Raw genomic sequence first — 18977 nt, forward strand, 5'->3', positions numbered from 1 at the left:
GGCAATAGTAGGCAATCAAATCAGCGAGGCTCGTCAGGCCGCGTGGAGTAGCGCGGAGCAGGCCGTCAACCAGCTCACCGAGCGCTCGAGGACCGCCGCCCGCGGAGAAGCGCAGGCTGCTTGGTATCAATGCGATCACGTTATGTGTAAGCGCTTGCATTGACTGGCGAATCATGGCTAGTGTGAGCGTCACCACATCAATTGCGCCGCCGAATCTTTGTACTCAGCGAGGAGTCTTTAGCATGAAGAAAACCAAGTACCTGCTACCGGTCGCAGCCGCCGGTGTTCTGGCACTTACCCTTTCCGCCTGTAGCGGAGATGGTGGCGGTGGGGGATCCACCGCCGGCTCGGATGATTGCTCCGCCTACGAAAGCTATGGCAAGCATGACGGGAAGACCGTCTCCGTCTACTCCACCATCGTCGACGTCGAGGCAACCAATCTCGAGGAATCCTGGAAGCAGTTCGAATCCTGCACCGGCATCACCATTAAGTACGAGGGCAGCAAGGAATTCGAAACGCAGATCGGCGTGCGTGCCCAGTCCGGCACCGCCCCGGACGTTGCGATCTTCCCGCAGCCCGGCCTTCTGGCCACCCAGGCACGGGCCGGTTACCTGAAGCCCGCACCGCAGACCGTGTCCGACCTTGTGGACAAGAACTGGTCCCCGGACTGGAAGAAGTACGGCACGGTGGACGGTAAGTTCTACGCCGCTCCGATGCTCGCGAACGTCAAGGGCTTTGTTTGGTACGCGCCCAAGACCTTCAAGGACAAAGGCTGGGAAGTCCCCAAGACGTGGGACGAAATGATCGAGCTGTCCAAGAAGATCGCCGCGGATGACAAGAACATGAAGCCGTGGTGTGCCGGATTCGAGTCCGGAGAAGCAACGGGCTGGCCCGGCACGGACTGGATCGAAGACGTTGTCCTGCGCGCCCACGGCCCCGAGGTCTACGACCAGTGGGTGGCTCACCAGATTCCGTTCAATGACCCCAAGATTGTTGATTCCTTCGACAAGGCCGGCGACATCCTGCTCAACTCGGACATGGTGAACGGCGGCTTCGGTGACGTTCGCTCCATCCTCAGCACCGGGTTCGCCCAGGCCGGCCAGCCGGTCCTCGACGGCACCTGCGCCATGCACCACCAGGCCAACTTCCAGGCCGCCAACTGGCCTGCAGGAACCAACGTGGCTGAAGACGGCGACGTCTGGGCCTTCATCACCCCGCCGATTGACGAAAGCAAGGGCAAGGCAGTCACCGGTGGTGGCGAGATGGTTGGTGCTTACAAGGACACCGCTGAAGTTCAGTCGTTCCTGGCATACCTGGCCAGCGCCGACTTCGCCAACAACCGCGTGAAGCTTGGCGGCGTGGTCAGTGCCAACAAGGGCTTGGACCCCAACAACGCACAGTCTGACCTGGACAAGCTGACCGTCCAGATCCTCCAGGACAAGGAAACCGTGTTCCGCTTTGACGGTTCGGACCTCATGCCGAGCGCAGTTGGTTCCAACTCCTTCTGGAAGGGCATCGTGCAGTGGATCAACGGCACGTCCTCCCAGGATGTTGCCAACAGCATCGAATCCAGCTGGCCTAAGAGCTAACTCCCAGAGTGCTGCCTCCCCTGACTGGTTGACCCAGCCGGGGAGGCAGTGCTTTTCCCGGAACTTAGTGATTCACTCACGCCCCGGAGGTTGGGTATGGAATTTATTGGAGAAAAACTCCTACAAGTAGTGATAGCCCTTGCGATATTCGCAGCGGTCATCGGCCTCATCATGTTGCTGGTGGACAGGGCGCCTAAGTCAGTCAAAGACAAAGTCACGGTGGCAGGATTCCTTGCTCCTGCGGCAATCCTGATGCTGGTGGGTCTGGTTTATCCGGCCATCCGCACGTCAATGCTGGCCTTCACGGATGCCAGCGGCAATGGCAACGGCTTTGATAACTTCGTGTGGATGTTCACGCAGCCTGAGGCATTGACCACGCTGCGGAACACCGTCATTTGGACCGTCCTGGTTCCACTGCTGTCGACGAGCTTCGGCCTCGCCTACGCAGTCTTCATTGATAAGGCCCGCGGCGAGCGGGTTCTCAAATCGCTGGTCTTCATGCCGATGGCCATCTCCTTTGTGGGCGCCGGCATCATCTGGAAGCTCGTCTACGACTACCGTGGCCCCAACATCGAGCAGACCGGTGTCATCAACTTCTTCAGGGTCGCCCTGGGGATGGATCCCAAGCAGTTCCTGCTGGATGCCCCGGAAAACACCATCTTCCTCATCATCGTGATGGTTTGGATCCAGACCGGCTTCGCCATGGTGATCCTGTCTGCGGCCATCAAGGGTGTCCCTGTGGAACTCATCGAGGCGGCCCGCCTGGACGGTGCCAACGCTTGGCAGCAGTTCCGCAACGTCACAGTCCCCGGCATCCGTGGAGCCCTGGTGGTGGTCCTGACCACCATTACCATCGCAACGCTGAAGGTCTTCGACATCGTGAGAACCATGACCGCCGGCAACTACGACACTTCCGTGGTCGCCAACGAAATGTACACGCAGGCTTTCCGCGCCGGTGAGCCCGGACGGGGTGCCGCGTTGGCCCTGATCCTGTTCCTCATGGTGCTGCCGATCGTCGTGTACAACGCTCGAGTCCTTCGCAAGCAAAGGGAGATCCATTGACAGCCACGCCAGCCCCGAAAGAGGCCTCGAAGGCCACCCGGCAGCGTCCTGGATCCGACCCCACGGAGGACGCCCAGCCCATCATGCGCCGCGTCAAGACCAAGCTCACTTCCAAGTGGGCAACAGCGGCAGCGATCATCATCGCCGTCGTATGGTCCGTGCCGACGTTCGGGCTCTTTGTTACCTCGTTCCGTCCTGCCGCCAAGCAGGTAGGTCCCCGGTCCGACGGCTGGTGGAATGCGTTCGTCGACTGGCAGTTCACGTTCAAGAACTACGCGGATGTCCTCACCCCGGCGGGGTCGCAATCCGCCAACCTCTCGCAATACTTCGTCAACTCCATCGCGATCGTCATCCCGGTCACCATCTTCGTGCTGGTCCTGGCGTCCATGGCTGCGTACGTTTTCGCGTGGGGCAAGTTCAAGGGCCGTGACGCTCTCTTCATCTTCGTCTTTGCCCTGCAGATCATCCCGCTCCAGATGGCCCTGATTCCGCTGCTGCAGTTCTTTACGCAGACCCTGCAGCTCCCGGCGGGTTCGTACGCCCAGCTGTGGATTGCCCACACCATGTTCGGCCTTCCGCTGGGCATCTTCCTGCTGCATAACTTCATCTCCGAAATTCCCGGTGAAGTCATTGAGGCGGCAAGGGTGGACGGCGCCGGACACAGCACCATCTTCTGGCGGATCATCCTGCCGCTGTCGGTACCGGCACTCGCCTCGCTGGCGATCTTCCAGTTCCTGTGGGTTTGGAATGACCTGCTGGTGGCGTTGGTGTTCTCCGGTGGAACGGCAGACGTTGCACCCATTACGCAGCGTCTGGCTGAGATCTCCGGTACCCGCGGTGCCAGGGACTACCTGAACCCGGCAGCAGCGTTCGTCTCCATCATCGTCCCGCTCCTGGTGTTCTTCGGATTGCAGCGCTACTTTGTGCGCGGCCTGCTGTCCGGCGGCCTCAAGGGCTAGGACTGCGGCCTCGGTTACGCAGCGCATTACGCGCCTGCGTAACCGAGGCGGCAATCTACAAATACACATTTAGGGTTTGAAGGCGGAGCAACGGCGGCCGGAGAGGGGAGCCTGTGTCAAAAACAACGGGTAGATCCCAACGCGGCGGCCATACCGGCGTCAGTATTGAGGACGTAGCTGCAGCCGCCGGAGTTTCCACGGCCACCGTTTCACGCGCCGTGCGGGGACTACCGCGGGTGTCTCCCGCCACCCGCGAGAAAATCCTCGAAGTTGCCAGTTCACTGGGATATGTTGCGTCGTCATCGGCATCAGGCTTGGCGACGGGCCGCACCCGCACCATCGGAGTCCTGGCACCTTTTGTGAGCCGGTGGTTCTTCTCCAAAGCCATAGAGGGCGCGGACCGGGAACTCCATTCACGCAAGTACAACCTCTCCCTCTTCAACCTGGGCGGCCACGGCAGCAACCGTGAGCGGCTCTTCAGCTCCACCATGGTCTACAAACAAATCGACGCACTGTTGGTGCTCTGTATGTCCCTGACAGAGGAAGAGCTGGAACACCTCCACAAAATCGACATCCCGCTGGTTGTGGTGGGTGGCCACGTTGAGGACTGCGCGTACATCGGCATCAACGATTACGACGCCGCGTCCACCGCCGTGCGGCATCTGCTGGACCTGGGCCACAAGGACATCGCATTGCTCCATGGCGACGACGAAACGGACCTGAACTTCGACGTTCCCCGCGTGCGTATCCGCGCCTTCCAGGAAGTCATGACCGACGCCGGCCTGGAAGTCCGCCCCGAGTGGGACCAGTGGGGTGACTTCACTGTCGCCAGCGGACAGCAGGCGTTTAACCGGCTCTGGAGCCAACCCGGCCGCAAACCAACAGCCATCTTCTGCTCCTCGGACGAGATGGCTATGGGCGTCATTTTTGAGGCGGGCCGTCATGGCGTCAGGGTGCCGGAAGACCTTTCCGTCATCGGGATTGACGACCACGACTTCTCGTCATCCATTGGCCTGACCACCGTGGGCCAGCGGCCCGACAACCAGGCAGAGCTGGCTACCAAGATGCTGCTGGACGAATTGGATGGCAACCCGGGAGCGGTTCATTCAGAGGTGGCCCCCCACAAGCTGATTGTCCGCGAGACAACGGCCCCGCCCAGCTAAAGGCACGAGCCCAGCTAACAGCACGAGCCCAGCTAGGAGGCCCGCGCCAGTTGCCGGATGGGAATCCACCGCGAGGCGAGCCTGCGGTAGGCGGCGGCCGCTCCGGTCATGTCCCCTTCAGCCAGGCACTCGATGCCGAGCCGGACATCCATGGGGGACTCGTCCGGATACACCTTGTCAGCCACGGCACCATAATCCAGCTCCACCATGGACTGGACGTGGAATAGTTCCAGCCACTCCGTGAGCTGTGTCAGGTCATCCAGCATGTCCAAATCAGGCGCAGCCAAAGCCAAATGGGCCACGGCGAAGCGGGCCCTATCCAAGGCTTCAGTAATGGGTGTCCATACCCGGACGGTGAGGATGCGCCCCTCGGACTCCACCACGTCCTTGCGGTCCGACTCACTGAAAAGGGAGAACCAGCTAAACGGAATGCCCCACGTTGAAGCCCGGGTGTGCACCCGTTTTGCGGCCTCCCCGGCGTTGATGCGATCGATCCTGGCTTGGTGCTTGTCACGCTGCGAGACCGGGATGAGAAGATCGGCCAGCGGACTGTGCACGCCATCCATGAGCGCGTTGGCCGCCAAGCCAGCCCGAATCACCAGTTGGCTGGGGCAGAAAAGCAGCCGCCCGGCGTCGTGATCTTCCGTATCCTGGGCCGCAGCGTGCCGTCCGGTGGGCACGCGCGTCATGCGTACCAAGTCCGTTCGGCCGGTGGGGAAAGGGTCGCCGCCGGAACGCGTGATGCGTCCCAGGGAGGCTTGGAGCTCCGCATTTTCGACGGCGGCCCGGGAACCGTTCTTGGTGCCTTCCGCCACGAGCTGGCGTTGCTGTTCGGGCGGGAACGCCTCGATGGGCTCGTAAATGCGCAGTGACGAAGAGAACGGCAGACCCGCCTGGCCCCGATACAGGTTTCCAGTCATATCAACCGCCCCTTTTCGTCAGTGAGCCTTGTACTTAGTCCGCCAGCTCCACAATGACCGGAGCGTGGTCCGAAGCGCCTTTGCCCTTGCGTTCCTCGCGGTCGATGGAGGCGCCTGTGACCCGTGATGCCAGGGCAGGGGAGGCGAGACAGAAGTCGATGCGCATGCCTTCCTTCTTGGGGAAGCGCAGTTGTGTGTAGTCCCAGTAGGTGTAGACGCCGGGGCCCGGGGTGTAGGGACGGACGACGTCGGTGAACCCGGCGGTTTCGAAGGCGTGGAAGGCGGCGCGCTCGGGTTCGCTGACGTGGGTGTAGTTGTTGTTGCGGAACAGCTCGATGTCCCAAACGTCCTCATCGAACGGTGCGATGTTCCAGTCACCCATGAGGGCGATCTGGGCGGTGGGCTCGGACTTGACCCATTCAGCCGCGTGGCCCTGCAGGACGTCCAGCCACTTGATCTTGTACGGCATGTGTTCGTCGTCCAGCGAGCGGCCGTTGGGAACGTACAGGCTCCAGATACGGACGCCGCCACAGGTGGCAGCGATGGCCCGGGCTTCCTGAGCAGGATCCTTGCCGGCCTTACCGAACGCGGGCTGGTCCAGGAAGGTGCGCTGCACATCTTCCAAACCCACGCGCGAAGCGATGGCTACACCATTCCACTGGTTCACGCCGAAGTGCGCAACCTCGTAACCCATGCGCTCAAAGAGCTCCCACGGGAAGTTCTCGTCCTTGCACTTGGTCTCCTGGATGGCCAGGACATCGCAGTCGCTGCGCTCAAGCCAGGCCTCAACGCGGTCGGCACGGGCGCGGAGGGAGTTCACATTCCAGGTAGCTATCTTCACAGCCACTAACTTACCGAACTTGGGGCTGAGCGCATCCCCTGACGGGTTTTTACCTTGACGAACTAGCGGGCGTAAAGTGCGGAGGAGGATGTGAGTTTGCGGAGCCCGATGCCCGATGCGATTAGGAGCAACCCGGTAACGATCGCGAATCCGGCCAACATCCACACCAGGCCCAGGAGGCCCAGCCCCGGATTCACCAGCACCACAATCCCGAACACCGTGGTGATCAGGCCGGTAAGGAACCAGACGCCCCAGCTTCGGATGAAGGTCCTCGCGGCCAGCGAAAGGATAATTTGGGAAAGGCCAAGAACAAGGGCCCACAATCCGATCAGCACACCGATTGCTGCCGCGGTAATTCCCGGCAACGCAATGGCCACAATGCCGGCTGCTATGGAGATGAGCCCACCAACTATGGTCCAGCGGGATCGGCCGGCGGGGTCGTAGAAATAATGGGCCACGCTGGTAATGCCGTCAATGATCGCAAAAACACCGAACATGACAACCACCACCAAAGCGGTGGCACTGGGCACAACAAAGATCAAGAGGCCAAAAACTATGGAAAGGGCTCCCCGGACCAGCAAAGCAGTTCCCGGGTTTTTGAACATTTTGCGATCCGCTGCATCGTCCATACGGCTCAGCGTAACCAACCGCGTACCTTTACCGCATCCCCTCACGCCGGATAGCTGTGGCAATTGCTGCGGCACGGGTTTCGACGCCGAGTTTGGCGTAGATATGAGCGAGGTGGGTTTTGACTGTCGCTTCGGAAATGAACAGTCTTTTCCCGAGATCACGGTTGCTGAGGCCCTGGGTTAGGAGGCTGAGCAGTTCGGCTTCGCGGGGCGTGAGAATTTCGTCCGGATTCCGTAATTGTTGGAACAGGCGGGAAGCTACCGGCGCACTCATCACGCTTTTCCCCTGCACCGCGCCACGAACGGCTGCGAAAATTTCTTCCGGCGCAGCATCCTTGAGTAAATAGCCCATGGCACCGGCGTCCACGGCCCGCACAATGTCAGCGTCCGAATCGTAGGTGGTGAACACGATGATGGCTTGCTTCGGGTTCCGCTGTCGCAGCTGTTTGGTGGCTTCAATGCCATCCATTCCAGCGCCCATTGCCAGGTCCATGAGGATTACTGCGGGTGAATGCTCTTGGGTGGCTTTCAGGGCTTCCTCGCCGGAGGACGCCTCCGCGACGACGGCGATGTCACCTTGGGTGCCCAGCAGCGCCTTGAGTCCGCTCCGAACTACCGTATGGTCGTCCACGAGGAGCACCGAGATAGTGTTCACAGGGCCTCCTTCAAAGCATGGGCCGGATCAGCTGGCTGGGTCAGTGGGAACTGCGCCGCGATGATGGTGCCTTCGCCGGGCGAGCTTTCCACGGACAATTCTCCGCCCAACTGCTCAACACGCTGCCGCATGGCACGGAGGCCGTACCCTCCGTTGGCCGACGCCGGAGGTACCGATGCAGGATCAAAGCCGCGACCGTCGTCGAACACGTCCAAGGTGACCGCATCCGGAAGGTAACCGAGCGTCACGCTGGCATGGTCCGCGCGGGCATGGAGTTTGATGTTGGCCACGGCGCTTTGGGTGACGCGGAGCAGGGCATGACGCACCTCGGATGGAAGGGTCCGCGGCTCACCGGTGACGTGGATGCTGACGGTCTCAAAGTATTGCCGTGCCGCATGTTCCAGGGCTTCCGGGAGCGGCCCGGTCTCAAGGCCGGGAGCGGAGAGCTCGTGCACCAGGCTGCGGGTGTCTGCGAGGTTGCGCCTGAGCAAATCTGTTGCTTTGCGGACGTCATGGTGGGCGGTTTCGGCTGGCCAGGAGCGTTGGGCGGCCTCAAGGAGGAGCAGGCTGCTGGCCAGGCCTTGGGTGACGGTGTCGTGGATTTCACGGGAAACCCGCTCGCGCTCGGTGGCGATTCCGGCTTCACGTTGCTTGGAGGCGAGTTGCTCCTGGGCTTGGGTGACGTCGTTGAAGAGCCTGCGTTGCAGTGCCGCATCGCGCTCAATCTTGTCGTAGATCAGCGTGAGCAGGGCGCCCGCCGCGAGAGGCCCCAGCAGCATGGCGATGTCCGTCCAGCCGCTCATGCGGAAGAGCCCGACGGCGGTAGCGGCCGCCGTAGCGCCTCCCGCCACGTAGCCGGCCCAACCGCGGAAGGCCGTGCGCGTGAGGAAGAAAATGGCGAAGGAACACCAGGCGAAGCTCGGAGCGACCACCACCAACGCGGCCCACGCAGCCACCAACGCCACCATCCAGGGGATCCACAACCGGTGAGTGCGTTGACCCGGCGGCTGCCGGTGAGCCAGTGGTTGGCGGTGAGCCAGCACCGCGGTCACCGCATACAGCGCGCACACGGCCACGGCCAAAGCAACGGTCCACAGGTTGTCCGCGGGGGAGTGTCGCATAACGTACCGGACTGCGGAGGCCACCATCAGGACGGCGAAGCCCAAGTGCACCACAGCATCAATGCGGCCATCAATCCGGCTGCTGAGCTGGTTGCCAGGTTCGAGCCTTGGATGAGCAGTTGGCATGGGTGGTTCCCGTTCCGGGTTTGGGTGGAAGGCGTTCTTTCCATGCTAGATCCCACGCAGTCATTGGTCTCTCCACCTTTTGGCTGATGCAGGTGGCGGAAAGGCTGAGACCGGGAGCGGCGCCCGGCCGATGCGGCGTGGGGGCGCTCGCGAAAGCATGGAGATGTACCCGATGCCAACTACCAGGAGAACCTTGTGAAGAAGTCCAACAAGATGATTGCCGCCGCCGCTGCCGGAGCATTGCTGCTCACCGGCGGTGTCACTGCTGTGGCCAACGCCGTGTCACCAGCCGCCGCACCCGCCGCGCCCGTGAAAGTTGCCGCAGAAGTTCAGCCGGCACCGGAGAACGTTGTAGCCCAGAACCGCATCTCCGTGGGCGCCTCAAGCGCAGCCGTCAACGCCGCGCTCGCCAAGTGCCAGGCAGACAAGCTGCCGTTCGTGACTGTTGCCCTGGTTGACCGTTTCGGCACCGTTCAGGCCCTGCTCCGCGGTGACAACGCCGCCGAGCACACCATCGAAGCCGCCAAGCAGAAGGCCTACACAGCCGCAGCTTTCGGTGCTCCCACCAGCGAGCTGGCCAAGCGCATCAACGGTAACGGCCCCTCCATCGCCGACCTCCCGGGCACCTTGTTCCTGTCCGGCGGCGTTCCGCTGAAGGTCAACGGCGTTTCCGTTGCAGGGATCGGTGTGGGCGGTGCTCCCGACGGCGCCCTCGACGAAGCCTGTGCAACCGCTGGCGCTGATGCCTTGGCCGTGGCAGCGAAGTAGCCATGAACCCCCTTGGAGTTTTTGTACAGATGATGCCCTTATGGGAGCGTTTTAGGGGCGTTATCTGTACAAAAACGCGGGTGGTGGGGGCGGGCGTGCTGGTGCTCGGGCTGCTGTCCGGATGTACGACGGCGGCGTCCCCGCCTTCCAGCCCGGCTGCGCCTTCCAGCCCGGCGCCGACTCAATCAGCCCCCACCCAAGCCGCGCCGTCGAGCGTAAGTCCCGTCCCGTCGTCGTCGGCTGCTGTACCGGCTCAACAATCAACGGAACTGTCACCGGAGGCCCAACTGGAAACTGACCGACTCCTGATCCTTGCCGCGAAAGCCAACGACGCTGCGAGGGTGCGCGAACTGATCGCGGCTGGCGGCAACGTCAACGCCAAGGACGACATCCAGGACTCCGCGTTCCTCTATGCCGGTGCTGAGGGCTTCAACGAGGTCCTGCAACTGACGCTGGCTGCGGGAGCGGACGTTCGCAGCATCAACAGGTACGGCGGCACGGCCCTGATCCCGGCGAGCGAGCATGGGCATACGGACACTGTGCGGATCCTTATCGCAGCGGGCGTGCCCGTGGACCACGTCAACAACCTGGGCTGGACCGCCATGCAGGAAGCCATCCTGCTCAACAATGGCGGTCCGAATCAGCAGGACGTGGTCCGGCAACTCCTGGCAGCCGGAGCCAACCCGGACATCCGCGACCCCCAAGGCCGAACCGCCCTGCAGAACGCAGAGCGGCTCGGATTCACGGAGATCGCGGCGCTGATCCGGGCGCGCTAGCTACAGCGCTTCCAGCACGCTCACGTAGTTGGCGATGCCCACGCCGCCCATGTTCTGCACAGCTCCGCGGCGGGCGTTCGCTAGTTGCATGTCGCCCGCGGTCCCGCTGAGCTGCATCGCGGCAATAACGTGCTGCGACACGCCAGTGGCACCCACCGGATGCCCCTTCGCCTTGAGTCCGCCGGAGACGTTGACGGGAAGCTTGCCGTCCTTATAAACCCAGCCTTCCTGGATGGCACGCGCGCCCTCGCCGCGCGGAGTGAGACCCATGGCCTCGTACATGATGAGCTCGGCGATGGTGAAGCAGTCGTGCACCTCGGCGAAGTCCAGATCCTCAATGCCCACGCCCGCCATGGTGAAGGCGCGCTCCCACGAGGCTCGGGTGGCGGCGAACTCGGTGGGGTCGCGCTTCTCCGCCGGGAAAAAGTCGTTGGCATGACCGAAACCAGCAAGACGCACAGGTGCAGTTGCGCCGCCGGTAGCCGACGTTGAAAGCACGACGGCGGCAGCGCCGTCCGAGACCGGCGAACAGTCAGTGCGGCGCAGGGGCTCGGCCACCATGGGGTTCTTCTCGGAGATAGTGCGGCAGAACTCTTCGCCGAAATCCCGGTGCATTTGGGCGTAAGGGTTGTCCATGCCGTTGTGGTGGTTCTTGGCGGCGATGGAGCCGAGGACGTCGCCGAGGCCGCCTTCAAAGCCCGTGCCGCTGATTCCTGCCCCGAAACGCTTGCCGTAGTGCTTGGCCACCTCTGCGAACAGGCCCGTGAACCCGGTGGAGGACGCTTTGCCGGCCATCTCGTACGAAGCACCAAGGAGGGCTGCTCCCACGACGTCCGCGCCGGCGTCGGTCATTTTCTCGGCCCCGATCACCAGGACGTTGCGGGCAGTTCCGGCGAGGACGGCCTTGACTCCCTGCTGGAAGGCGGCCGATCCGGAGGCGCACGCATTCTCGGTACGCGTGGACGGGACGTTGGCCAGGTCCGCGGACAACTGAAGCGCCAAAGAGGACGTGAATCCCAGAGGCTGCATGCCGGAGTTGAACTGTCCAAGGTAGATCTCGTCGATGTCCTTGGGGTCCAGGCCGGAGTTGCTGATGGCTTCGCCGGCAACCTGGACGATCAGCGACTCCAACGTCTCATCGCTCAGTTTCCCAAACTTGCTGTGCCCCCAGCCGGTGAGCAGGATGTCTTTGCCGAACTGGTCTTTCAGGCTCATGCGTTGGCTCCTTCAAGCGTGTGTTCCTCAGAGGTGGGTTCTTCAGAGGCAAGCGCCAGCGCAAACTCGGCCTCGGTCTTGCTACGGATTTCTTCTGTCGTGACGCCCGGTGCCAGGCGTGTCAGCAGCAGGCGCGTGCCGCCGTCGTGCGTTTCAGCGTCAGGCACGATGTCGAAAACGGCCAGGTCCGTGATGATCCGGTCCACGCAGCGCAGTCCCGTGAGGGGCAGCGTGCATTCGGTGACGATCTTGGCCGAACCGTCCTTGGCATTGTGCTCGGTGAGGACCACCACCCGCGGTGTCCCGGCCACCAAATCCATGGCGCCGCCCATACCCTTGACCATCTTGCCGGGGATGGTCCAGTTGGCAAGGTCGCCGCTGCCGGACACCTGCATGGCGCCCAGGATGGCCACCTTCACGTGCCCGCCGCGGATCATGCCGAACGAGGTAGCGGAGTCGAAAATGCTGCCGCCGGGGGTGATGGTCACAGTCTGCTTGCCGGCGTTGATGAGGTCCGCGTCTTCTTCGCCCTCATAGGGAAAGGGGCCCATTCCAAGCAGGCCGTTCTCGCTCTGGAGGACCACCCGCACGCCGTGGGGCAGGTTGTTGGCCACCAGCGTGGGGATGCCGATGCCGAGGTTGACGTAGTCGCCGTCGTTCAATTCTTCGGCCGCGATGGCGGCCATCTGGTCACGTGTCCATGCCATGGTGATGTGCTCCTTTGCTTTAGACCGTCAGTGCTTCAGCGCGCTGTGCTTCCGGGCGTTGGCGGACGGTTCGCTGCTCGATGTCCTTGACCCGGTTGGTTGCCTGGACAAGCCGCTGGACGTAGACGCCCGGGGTGACGATGTGGTTGGGGTCCAGCTCGCCCGGCTGCACAATGACCTCCGCCTCGGCGATGGTCACTGTGCCTGCCGTGGCCACCACAGGGTTGAAGTTCCGCGCGGTGTAGCGGTAGATCAGGTTCCCGTCCGTGTCCGCGGTGTGCGCATGAACCAGCGCGACGTCGGCGGTGATGGCGCGCTCGCGGACGTAAGTTACGCCGTCGAACTCTTCCAGCGGCTTGCCTTCGGCAACCAAGGTGCCCACCCCGGTGCGCGTGTAGAAAGCGGGAATGCCGGCACCGCCCGCGCGGAGGCGTTCGGCCAGCGTGCCCTGCGGGGTGAACTCGACTTCGAGTTGGCCAGCCAGGTATTGCTCAGCGAAGAGCTTGTTCTCGCCCACGTAGGAAGCAATGACTTTGCGGACCTGGCCCGCCTCAATCAGGACTCCAAGACCCTTGCCGTCCACGCCCATGTTGTTGGACACGATGGTGAGGTCCTTGGCGCCCGATTCCCGGACGGCGTCGATCAAGTCTGCGGGGATGCCGCTCAGGCCAAAACCGCCGACGGCGATGGTGAGGCCGTCTGCCATCAGGTCATGGAGCGCTTGGGCTGCGCTTTGTTGGATCTTGGCCATGCTGGGCTCCTCTTTGAGTTCGTTTCAGGTGATCCACTTTGTGGACTGTGCTGTCTCTTGAGAAGGAGCCTAGTTTTGCTTAGCAGGACGGTCAATCTTCACCGTGGAAGGAGACTCAGGGTATGGACGGTACACTGAAAGCTGTCCATATTGTGGATGATTTCTTCTTGAGGGGGTCTCATGGTGGTTCAGGGAGCGCAGGTGGTGGGCCGGGTAGCCCTGCTGCTGCGGCTGGTGGGACGGAAGCCCGAAGGCACGTCATTGGCAGGCTTGGTACGCGAGTCCGGGTTGACCCGGCCAACAGTGCACCGGCTGCTGACGTCGCTGGCTGCTGAGGGATTGCTGGAACACGACTCGGGCTCTGGAAAGTGGGTTCTGGGGCCGGAGATCTTTCTGCTGGGTTCGGTGGCTGCTGCGCGTTTCCCCATGGAGGACATTGCTCGGCCGTCGCTGCGCCGGTTGGCTGCCGAGACAGGGGAGAGTGCCTTCTTTTCCATCCGACGTGGAAACGAAACAGTGTGCGTGCTGCGCGAGGAAGGTTCTTTCCCGGTACGGTCCTTCGTGCTGCACGAAGGCGTGCGCTTTCCGTTGGGTGTGGCATCAGCGGGGACGGCGATCATGGCTTTCCTGCCTCCCGATGAGCAGGAACTCCTATTGGGGGAGTGGCCAGCGCATGCCGGGGAGTTCGCCGTGGGACATCCTGCAGAGGTGGTGCGGCGAAACCTGGAACAGACCCGGCTGACCGGTTACTCCGTCAATCCCGGGCTAATCCTTGAAGGTAGCTGGGGCATGGGTGCTGCCGTATTCGACCAGCAGGGACGGCCGGCGTGGGCTTTGTCCTTGACGGGAATCGAACCCAGGTTCCGCCCGGACCGCCAGGATTTCCTTGGCAAGCTTCTGCTCGAGGAAGCACACCGAATGAGCGCGCGGTTGCAGGCCACCGGACCCAACTGAGTCGCATTTGTGCGCGTTTTGAGCGCTCAAAACGCGCTGTGCTGCTACCTGGTTGGGGTGGGTTGGGTGAGGTCCAGGCGCATCAGGACTCGTGGGAAGCCATTAAGGACCGACGTCGTCTCGGTCACCTTCTTGAAGCCAGCCTTCTCGAATAATCTGCGGGTGCCCACGTAGGCCATGGTCAGGTCCACTTTGGAGCCCTTGTTATCCACGGGATAACCCTCAATGGCGGGCGCGCCGTGGCTCTTGGCGAAGTCGATTGCCCCGCGAAGCAGCTCGTGAGAGATCCCTCTGCCTCGATGTCCGGGGCGCACCCGAATGCACCACACGGACCACACGTTGGTTTCGTCCACGTGGGGGATCTTTCGGTTCTTCGCGAAAGTGGTGTCCGCGCGAGGGTGGACCGCTGCCCACCCCACTACTTGGTCGCCGTCGTACGCCAAAACGCCGGGAGGAGGATCCTCGGCCACCAGCTTCTTCACGAACTTCCCGCGCTCCTGTTTCTGGAGCTCCTGGTTCAGTTTCGACGGGATCCTGTAGCTCAGGCACCAGCACACGTTGGAATCGGGGCTCTTGGGCCCCACCATCGTCTTCACGTCATCGAACACCGTTGCGGGGCGAACCTCGATAGCCATGCGGACCATCCTGTCACCCGCGGTGGGCCTGCGTTCTGCCTATCCGAACAAATTTCAAAACTTTTTCAATCCGGACCCATCCACCCCGTCCCACCCTCCGAATAGCTGGTGAGACACAAACCGCAGGTGAAGCAAAAGCAGCACCTGCAACCCGCGTCCCACCAACCAATGGATCCAACGCCCTGGTTCCAAAAACAAGGAGAATGACATGTTGTCCACAAAGCGCCCCGCCCTCGCCTTCGTTGGCCTCACTGCAGCCGCCCTTCTCGGACTTACTGCCTGTGGTGGTTCAAGCACCACCAGCACCCCGGCAGCTTCCTCTGCTGCTCCGGAAACCTCCATGGCGGCACCGTCGCCGTCCTCCTCCCCCATGAGCAGCGCAGCCATGGATCCGGCCGCTAACCTGGTGGGCCCCGGCTGCGCCGGCTACGCCGCACAGGTTCCGGACGGTGCCGGTTCGGTAGCCGGCATGGCCTTGGATCCGGTAGCCGTGGCAGCGTCGAACAACCCGCTCCTCAAGACACTGACCTCCGCTGTTTCCGGCAAGCTCAACCCCAAGGTTGATCTTGTTTCCACCCTGAATGGCAGCGAATTCACGGTCTTCGCACCCGTTGACGATGCTTTCGCGAAGATCGACCCCGCAACAATCGAGACGCTCAAGACGGACGATGCCCTGCTGAGCAAGATTCTCACCTACCACGTAGTCCCCGGTCAGCTGAGCCCGGACCAGATCGTCGGCACCCACAAGACTGTCCAGGGTGGCGAAGTGACGGTTGCCGGCACCAAGGATGCCCTCACGGTTGACGGAGCTTCCAACGTGATCTGCGGTGGCGTAAAGACCGCCAACGCCACGGTTTACCTGATCGACTCGGTGCTGATGCCCAAATAAGCCATAGGGCTTAGCAACACAAGCAACAAAGCAATACCAACAACAAAGCAGGCGCCGGAATCCGGCGCCTGCTTTGTTGTGTCGGGGACTATCTGTTGGTGTCTTGCTCAGGTTTGCCAACCAAGGGGATGGTGCCCGTACCTGTTCCTCCGACGCATTCGGTCTCAGTGCACTTTTCAGCGCACTCGTGCCTGGTGACGAGGTCGAACTGAACGCCGCCGTGCTGCTCAACGCCTGTCCGAATGGCTCGTTCCACCACCGAGGTGGCCAAGCGCTTGTGCAACTGCAGGGGGTCGCGCCGAAGGTCCTTGACCAGCGCGAAACAGAGCAGCAGCATGACGATGATGAATGGCAGGGCAGCCACAATGGTCACTCGTTGAAGGCCTGACAATGCTTCCGAGGGTTTGTCGCCGCCGGCAAGCAGCATGACTGCTGCCACGGCGCCGGTGAGGCTTCCCCAGAAGATCACCACTCCGCGCCGCGGGTGCTCAGCACCGTTGGAGCTAAGGGATCCCATCACAATGGAGGCAGCGTCTGCGCCGGTGACGAAGAAGATCGCCACCAGGACCATGGCCAGGACGATCACGGCTGCGGTCAGCCAGCCAGGCATCCCCAGGTTCTTCACGAGGTCGAAGAGAGCGCCGTCGAAGTTGATGGAGGGAGCGCCGTCCACCATGGTCACCAGCCCGGGAGTGCCGGCCTTGTCCGCTTCCTGCTGAACGTGGAAGGCAGCGCCGCCGAAGATACCGAACCAGATCACGCTAACTACGCTGGGCACCAGCAGCACGCCGGTGACGAACTGGCGGATGGTGCGTCCACGGCTGATGCGGGCGATGAACATTCCTACGAAGGGCGTCCAGGAGATCCACCATGCCCAGTAGAAGATGGTCCAGCTGGTCATCCAGCTGCGCAGGGAGTCGTCTCCCACGGCTTCGGTGCGTGAGGACATTTCAGCCAGATCGCGGGCATAGTCACCAACGGCCGAGGGAATCAGGTTGAGGATAAACAGGGTGGGGCCTGCAACAAACACAATGAGGGCCAGGACTACCGCCAGCACCATGTTGATGTTGGACAGCCACTGGATGCCGCGGCTGATGCCTGATACTGCTGATGCCACAAAGCAGAACGTCAGGATGGCAACGATGACCACCAGCACGGGGGTGCCGATTTCACCCAGCCAGCCGTTGGAGGTCATGCCGCTGCCGATCTGCAGGGCACCGAGGCCCAGTGAGGCGGCGGTACCGAAGAGCGTGGCGAAGATGGCCAGGATGTTGATGAACTTGCCCAGCGGGCCTTCCACCATGCGAATGCCAAAGAGTGAGGTGAAGGCTGCGGAGACCAGTTGCTTGCGTCCCAGCCGGTAGGTGCCGTATGCCATGGCGATGCCGACTACTGCGTACATGGCCCAGGGGTGCAGGGTCCAGTGGAAGATGGATGTGGCCATCGCAGTCTGGATTGCGGCCGGTGTGCGGCCGTCCACTGTTCCCGGCGGTGGCGAAATGTAGTGGTAGAGCGGCTCGGCCACACCATAGAACATGAGTCCGATTCCCATGCCGGCGGCGAACATCATGGCCACCCAGGAGACGGTTCGGAACTCGGGCTTCTCACCATCCTTGCCCAGTGGGATGTTGCCGAACTTGCCCAGGGCGAGCCACAGGACGAAGACGACGAACAAGGAGGCGAGGACCATGAAGAGCCAGCCTGTGTACTCCATGACCCAGTTCAGGGCACCTTTGGAGGTATCGGAGAGGCTGTCGCGTCCCACAAAGCCCCAGATCACGAAGGCGACGGCGATGGCGCCCGTGATCCCGAAGGTGACTTTGTCCAGGGTAAGTTTGCGGTTCCGGCGGGCTGAAACAGCCTGCTCGGTCTTGGCGTGGCGCAGCTCCTCCATGATCTGTTCGTGTTCTGCGGAATCAGGAAGTGCCTCTGCGCCTCCGTCCTCAGCGTTGAGCGCGGCCAAGGTGGTTTCGGGGTCGGTAGGTAATTCCTCGGGTGTCAGCGGTTTTGTGTCACTGTTTATAGCCATGAGCGGGTCCTTTGCTCGGCGTGTCATGAGGCTGCGTTTCTTACGGGGCCTTGGTTAATGGATTGGATGGGGAGGTGGGGGGTGCTTCGCGGAGTGTTCCGCAGGAATCAACAACATCCGCGCTATGCAACAGAGTGCGCTCGGTCACATGCAAAGTCAAGGGATTTTCGCTCTTTAACAGCAGATTGATATATCAATTGGCTGAAAGTAAGTATGTTGCGTATCATGGGCTCCGTTGCGAATTGCGCATCGGAAAAGGCGCCGAGGTAAGCAGTCTTCCCGGACGGTGGTGAGGTTATGGCCGAAGGGCTAGCGGTACCTGTAACCCATGCGGGCGCTGATGGTCAGTCCGGCCTCCCGAAGGCCCTCAATGAGTCCGGGCTGTTCCTCCGGAGAAAAGCGGAACGACGGCCCGGAAATGCTGACGGCGGCTATGACGCTGCCAGCGTGGTTGAAGATCGGCACGGCAATGGCAGTAAGGCCGATTTCAAACTCTTCGTGGACTGTGGCGTACCCGTTCCGGGCCACGTCCAGCAGCTGCTTCTCCAGCTCGCCGCGGTTTGTGACAGTTCGAGGCGTCCGTGCGGGCAGGCCCACTGCCTTGAAAACCTGGGCTCGTTCATCGGCGGTCAAAGCCGCAAGAAGGACTTTGCCGCTGGAGGTGGCGTGCAGCGGCGTCAGGCTTCCCACCCAGTCGTACGTGGCCAGCGTTGAGGGCCCCATGGCCTGATCCACGTTGACGGCGTAGTTTGACCGCAGGACGGCGAGGTTGACCGTCTCCTTGTATTCGGCGGCCAGCGACTCCAAAACCTGGCGTGCCTCGTGCACCACGCTGAGCCTGCCAGGAATGGACGATGCGAGGCGGAGGATTCCGAAACCCAGCTGATACTTGCCGCGTTCACTGTTCTGCCGGACGATCTCACGGCTGACCAAGGACCCCACCAACCGGGACACCGTGGATTTGTGGATGCCCATTTCCTCGGCGATTTCACTCACTCCGGCATCGCCTTCGCGGGCCAGGATTTCCAGGATCTGGAGCGCACGGTCCACCGATTGCACGCCGCCATTTGGGGCGTCCACGTCCTTGTCAGGGTCCGGGTTGTTGTTTGCGGCCATGGTGCCTCGTGTCATTGTCCAAGCAGGCCGCCGTAAGCCGGTAGCCATGTTCGGCCTGCACCCTCGTCTTTC

The 18977-nt window shown here is 62.1% G+C and carries 19 protein-coding genes; 8 read left to right on the plus strand and 11 right to left on the minus strand.

What is annotated here, in order from left to right; genetic code table 11:
• The first annotated feature begins 242 nt into the window (after positions 1-242).
• The 4 genes from LDN70_RS02240 to LDN70_RS02255 all read left to right on the plus strand — a co-directional run bounded on the left by LDN70_RS02240 (position 243) and on the right by LDN70_RS02255 (position 4773).
• Complete coding sequence (locus tag LDN70_RS02240; protein ID WP_223941594.1) at positions 243-1589, plus strand: ABC transporter substrate-binding protein; 1347 nt, start codon at positions 243-245, stop codon at positions 1587-1589.
• Between the two features lie 96 nt (positions 1590-1685).
• Positions 1686-2651 (plus strand): carbohydrate ABC transporter permease, encoded by a 966-nt coding sequence (locus tag LDN70_RS02245; RefSeq protein ID WP_142936917.1) that lies wholly within the window; start codon positions 1686-1688, stop codon positions 2649-2651.
• Positions 2648-3610 (plus strand): carbohydrate ABC transporter permease, encoded by a 963-nt coding sequence (locus LDN70_RS02250; RefSeq protein ID WP_142936916.1) that lies wholly within the window; start codon positions 2648-2650, stop codon positions 3608-3610. Before LDN70_RS02245 ends, LDN70_RS02250 begins: the two co-directional genes overlap by 4 nt.
• 113 nt (positions 3611-3723) lie before the next feature.
• Positions 3724-4773, plus strand: coding sequence for a LacI family DNA-binding transcriptional regulator (locus tag LDN70_RS02255; RefSeq protein WP_142936915.1), 1050 nt, complete (start codon positions 3724-3726; stop codon positions 4771-4773).
• Between the two features lie 32 nt (positions 4774-4805).
• Here LDN70_RS02255 and LDN70_RS02260 read toward each other — a convergent pair whose 3' ends face one another.
• The 5 genes from LDN70_RS02260 to LDN70_RS02280 form a co-directional block, all read right to left on the minus strand.
• Positions 4806-5693 (minus strand): DUF8083 family protein, encoded by an 888-nt coding sequence (locus LDN70_RS02260; protein ID WP_142936914.1) that lies wholly within the window; start codon positions 5691-5693, stop codon positions 4806-4808.
• A 34-nt stretch (positions 5694-5727) separates the two neighbouring features.
• Positions 5728-6534 carry an exodeoxyribonuclease III gene (locus tag LDN70_RS02265; RefSeq protein WP_223941595.1) on the minus strand — a complete coding sequence of 269 codons (807 nt, stop codon included), beginning with the start codon at positions 6532-6534 and terminating at the stop codon, positions 5728-5730.
• A 62-nt stretch (positions 6535-6596) separates the two neighbouring features.
• Complete coding sequence (locus LDN70_RS02270; protein WP_223941596.1) at positions 6597-7163, minus strand: HdeD family acid-resistance protein; 567 nt, start codon at positions 7161-7163, stop codon at positions 6597-6599.
• Positions 7164-7191: 28 nt separating this feature from the next.
• Complete coding sequence (locus tag LDN70_RS02275) at positions 7192-7818, minus strand: response regulator (RefSeq protein WP_142936911.1); 627 nt, start codon at positions 7816-7818, stop codon at positions 7192-7194.
• Complete coding sequence (locus LDN70_RS02280) at positions 7815-9065, minus strand: sensor histidine kinase (protein ID WP_223941597.1); 1251 nt, start codon at positions 9063-9065, stop codon at positions 7815-7817. The genes LDN70_RS02275 and LDN70_RS02280 overlap by 4 nt, the downstream gene beginning before the upstream one ends.
• A gap of 195 nt (positions 9066-9260) precedes the next feature.
• On the opposite strand from LDN70_RS02280, the gene LDN70_RS02285 reads away from it, so the two are divergent.
• Positions 9261-9833, plus strand: coding sequence for a GlcG/HbpS family heme-binding protein (locus LDN70_RS02285; protein WP_223941598.1), 573 nt, complete (start codon positions 9261-9263; stop codon positions 9831-9833).
• Positions 9834-9865: 32 nt separating this feature from the next.
• Complete coding sequence (locus LDN70_RS02290) at positions 9866-10609, plus strand: ankyrin repeat domain-containing protein (protein WP_223942579.1); 744 nt, start codon at positions 9866-9868, stop codon at positions 10607-10609.
• Here LDN70_RS02290 and LDN70_RS02295 read toward each other — a convergent pair whose 3' ends face one another.
• The 3 genes from LDN70_RS02295 to LDN70_RS02305 are packed head-to-tail and all read right to left on the minus strand — an operon-like array spanning position 10610 to position 13282.
• Positions 10610-11824, minus strand: coding sequence for an acetyl-CoA acetyltransferase (locus LDN70_RS02295; RefSeq protein WP_223941599.1), 1215 nt, complete (start codon positions 11822-11824; stop codon positions 10610-10612).
• Positions 11821-12531 carry a CoA transferase subunit B gene (locus LDN70_RS02300; RefSeq protein ID WP_223941600.1) on the minus strand — a complete coding sequence of 237 codons (711 nt, stop codon included), beginning with the start codon at positions 12529-12531 and terminating at the stop codon, positions 11821-11823. The genes LDN70_RS02295 and LDN70_RS02300 overlap by 4 nt, the downstream gene beginning before the upstream one ends.
• A gap of 19 nt (positions 12532-12550) precedes the next feature.
• A complete protein-coding gene (locus LDN70_RS02305) occupies positions 12551-13282 on the minus strand; it encodes a CoA transferase subunit A (protein WP_223941601.1) in 732 nt (243 codons plus the stop codon).
• Positions 13283-13462: 180 nt separating this feature from the next.
• Here LDN70_RS02305 and LDN70_RS02310 point away from each other — a divergent pair, with 180 nt between their 5' ends.
• Positions 13463-14236, plus strand: coding sequence for an IclR family transcriptional regulator (locus LDN70_RS02310; protein ID WP_223941602.1), 774 nt, complete (start codon positions 13463-13465; stop codon positions 14234-14236).
• Between the two features lie 44 nt (positions 14237-14280).
• On the opposite strand, the gene LDN70_RS02315 is transcribed toward LDN70_RS02310, so the two are convergent.
• Positions 14281-14871 (minus strand): GNAT family N-acetyltransferase, encoded by a 591-nt coding sequence (locus LDN70_RS02315; RefSeq protein ID WP_142936906.1) that lies wholly within the window; start codon positions 14869-14871, stop codon positions 14281-14283.
• Between the two features lie 208 nt (positions 14872-15079).
• On the opposite strand from LDN70_RS02315, the gene LDN70_RS02320 reads away from it, so the two are divergent.
• Complete coding sequence (locus LDN70_RS02320; protein ID WP_142936905.1) at positions 15080-15760, plus strand: fasciclin domain-containing protein; 681 nt, start codon at positions 15080-15082, stop codon at positions 15758-15760.
• Between the two features lie 88 nt (positions 15761-15848).
• Here LDN70_RS02320 and LDN70_RS02325 read toward each other — a convergent pair whose 3' ends face one another.
• Positions 15849-17789 (minus strand): BCCT family transporter, encoded by a 1941-nt coding sequence (locus tag LDN70_RS02325; protein WP_223941603.1) that lies wholly within the window; start codon positions 17787-17789, stop codon positions 15849-15851.
• A gap of 309 nt (positions 17790-18098) precedes the next feature.
• Positions 18099-18905, minus strand: a complete 807-nt coding sequence (locus LDN70_RS02330) for an IclR family transcriptional regulator (RefSeq protein ID WP_166841185.1) — start codon at positions 18903-18905, stop codon at positions 18099-18101.
• Positions 18906-18977 lie beyond the last annotated feature (72 nt).

Source organism: Arthrobacter sp. StoSoilB22, from assembly GCF_019977315.1.
Classification (GTDB): domain Bacteria; phylum Actinomycetota; class Actinomycetes; order Actinomycetales; family Micrococcaceae; genus Arthrobacter.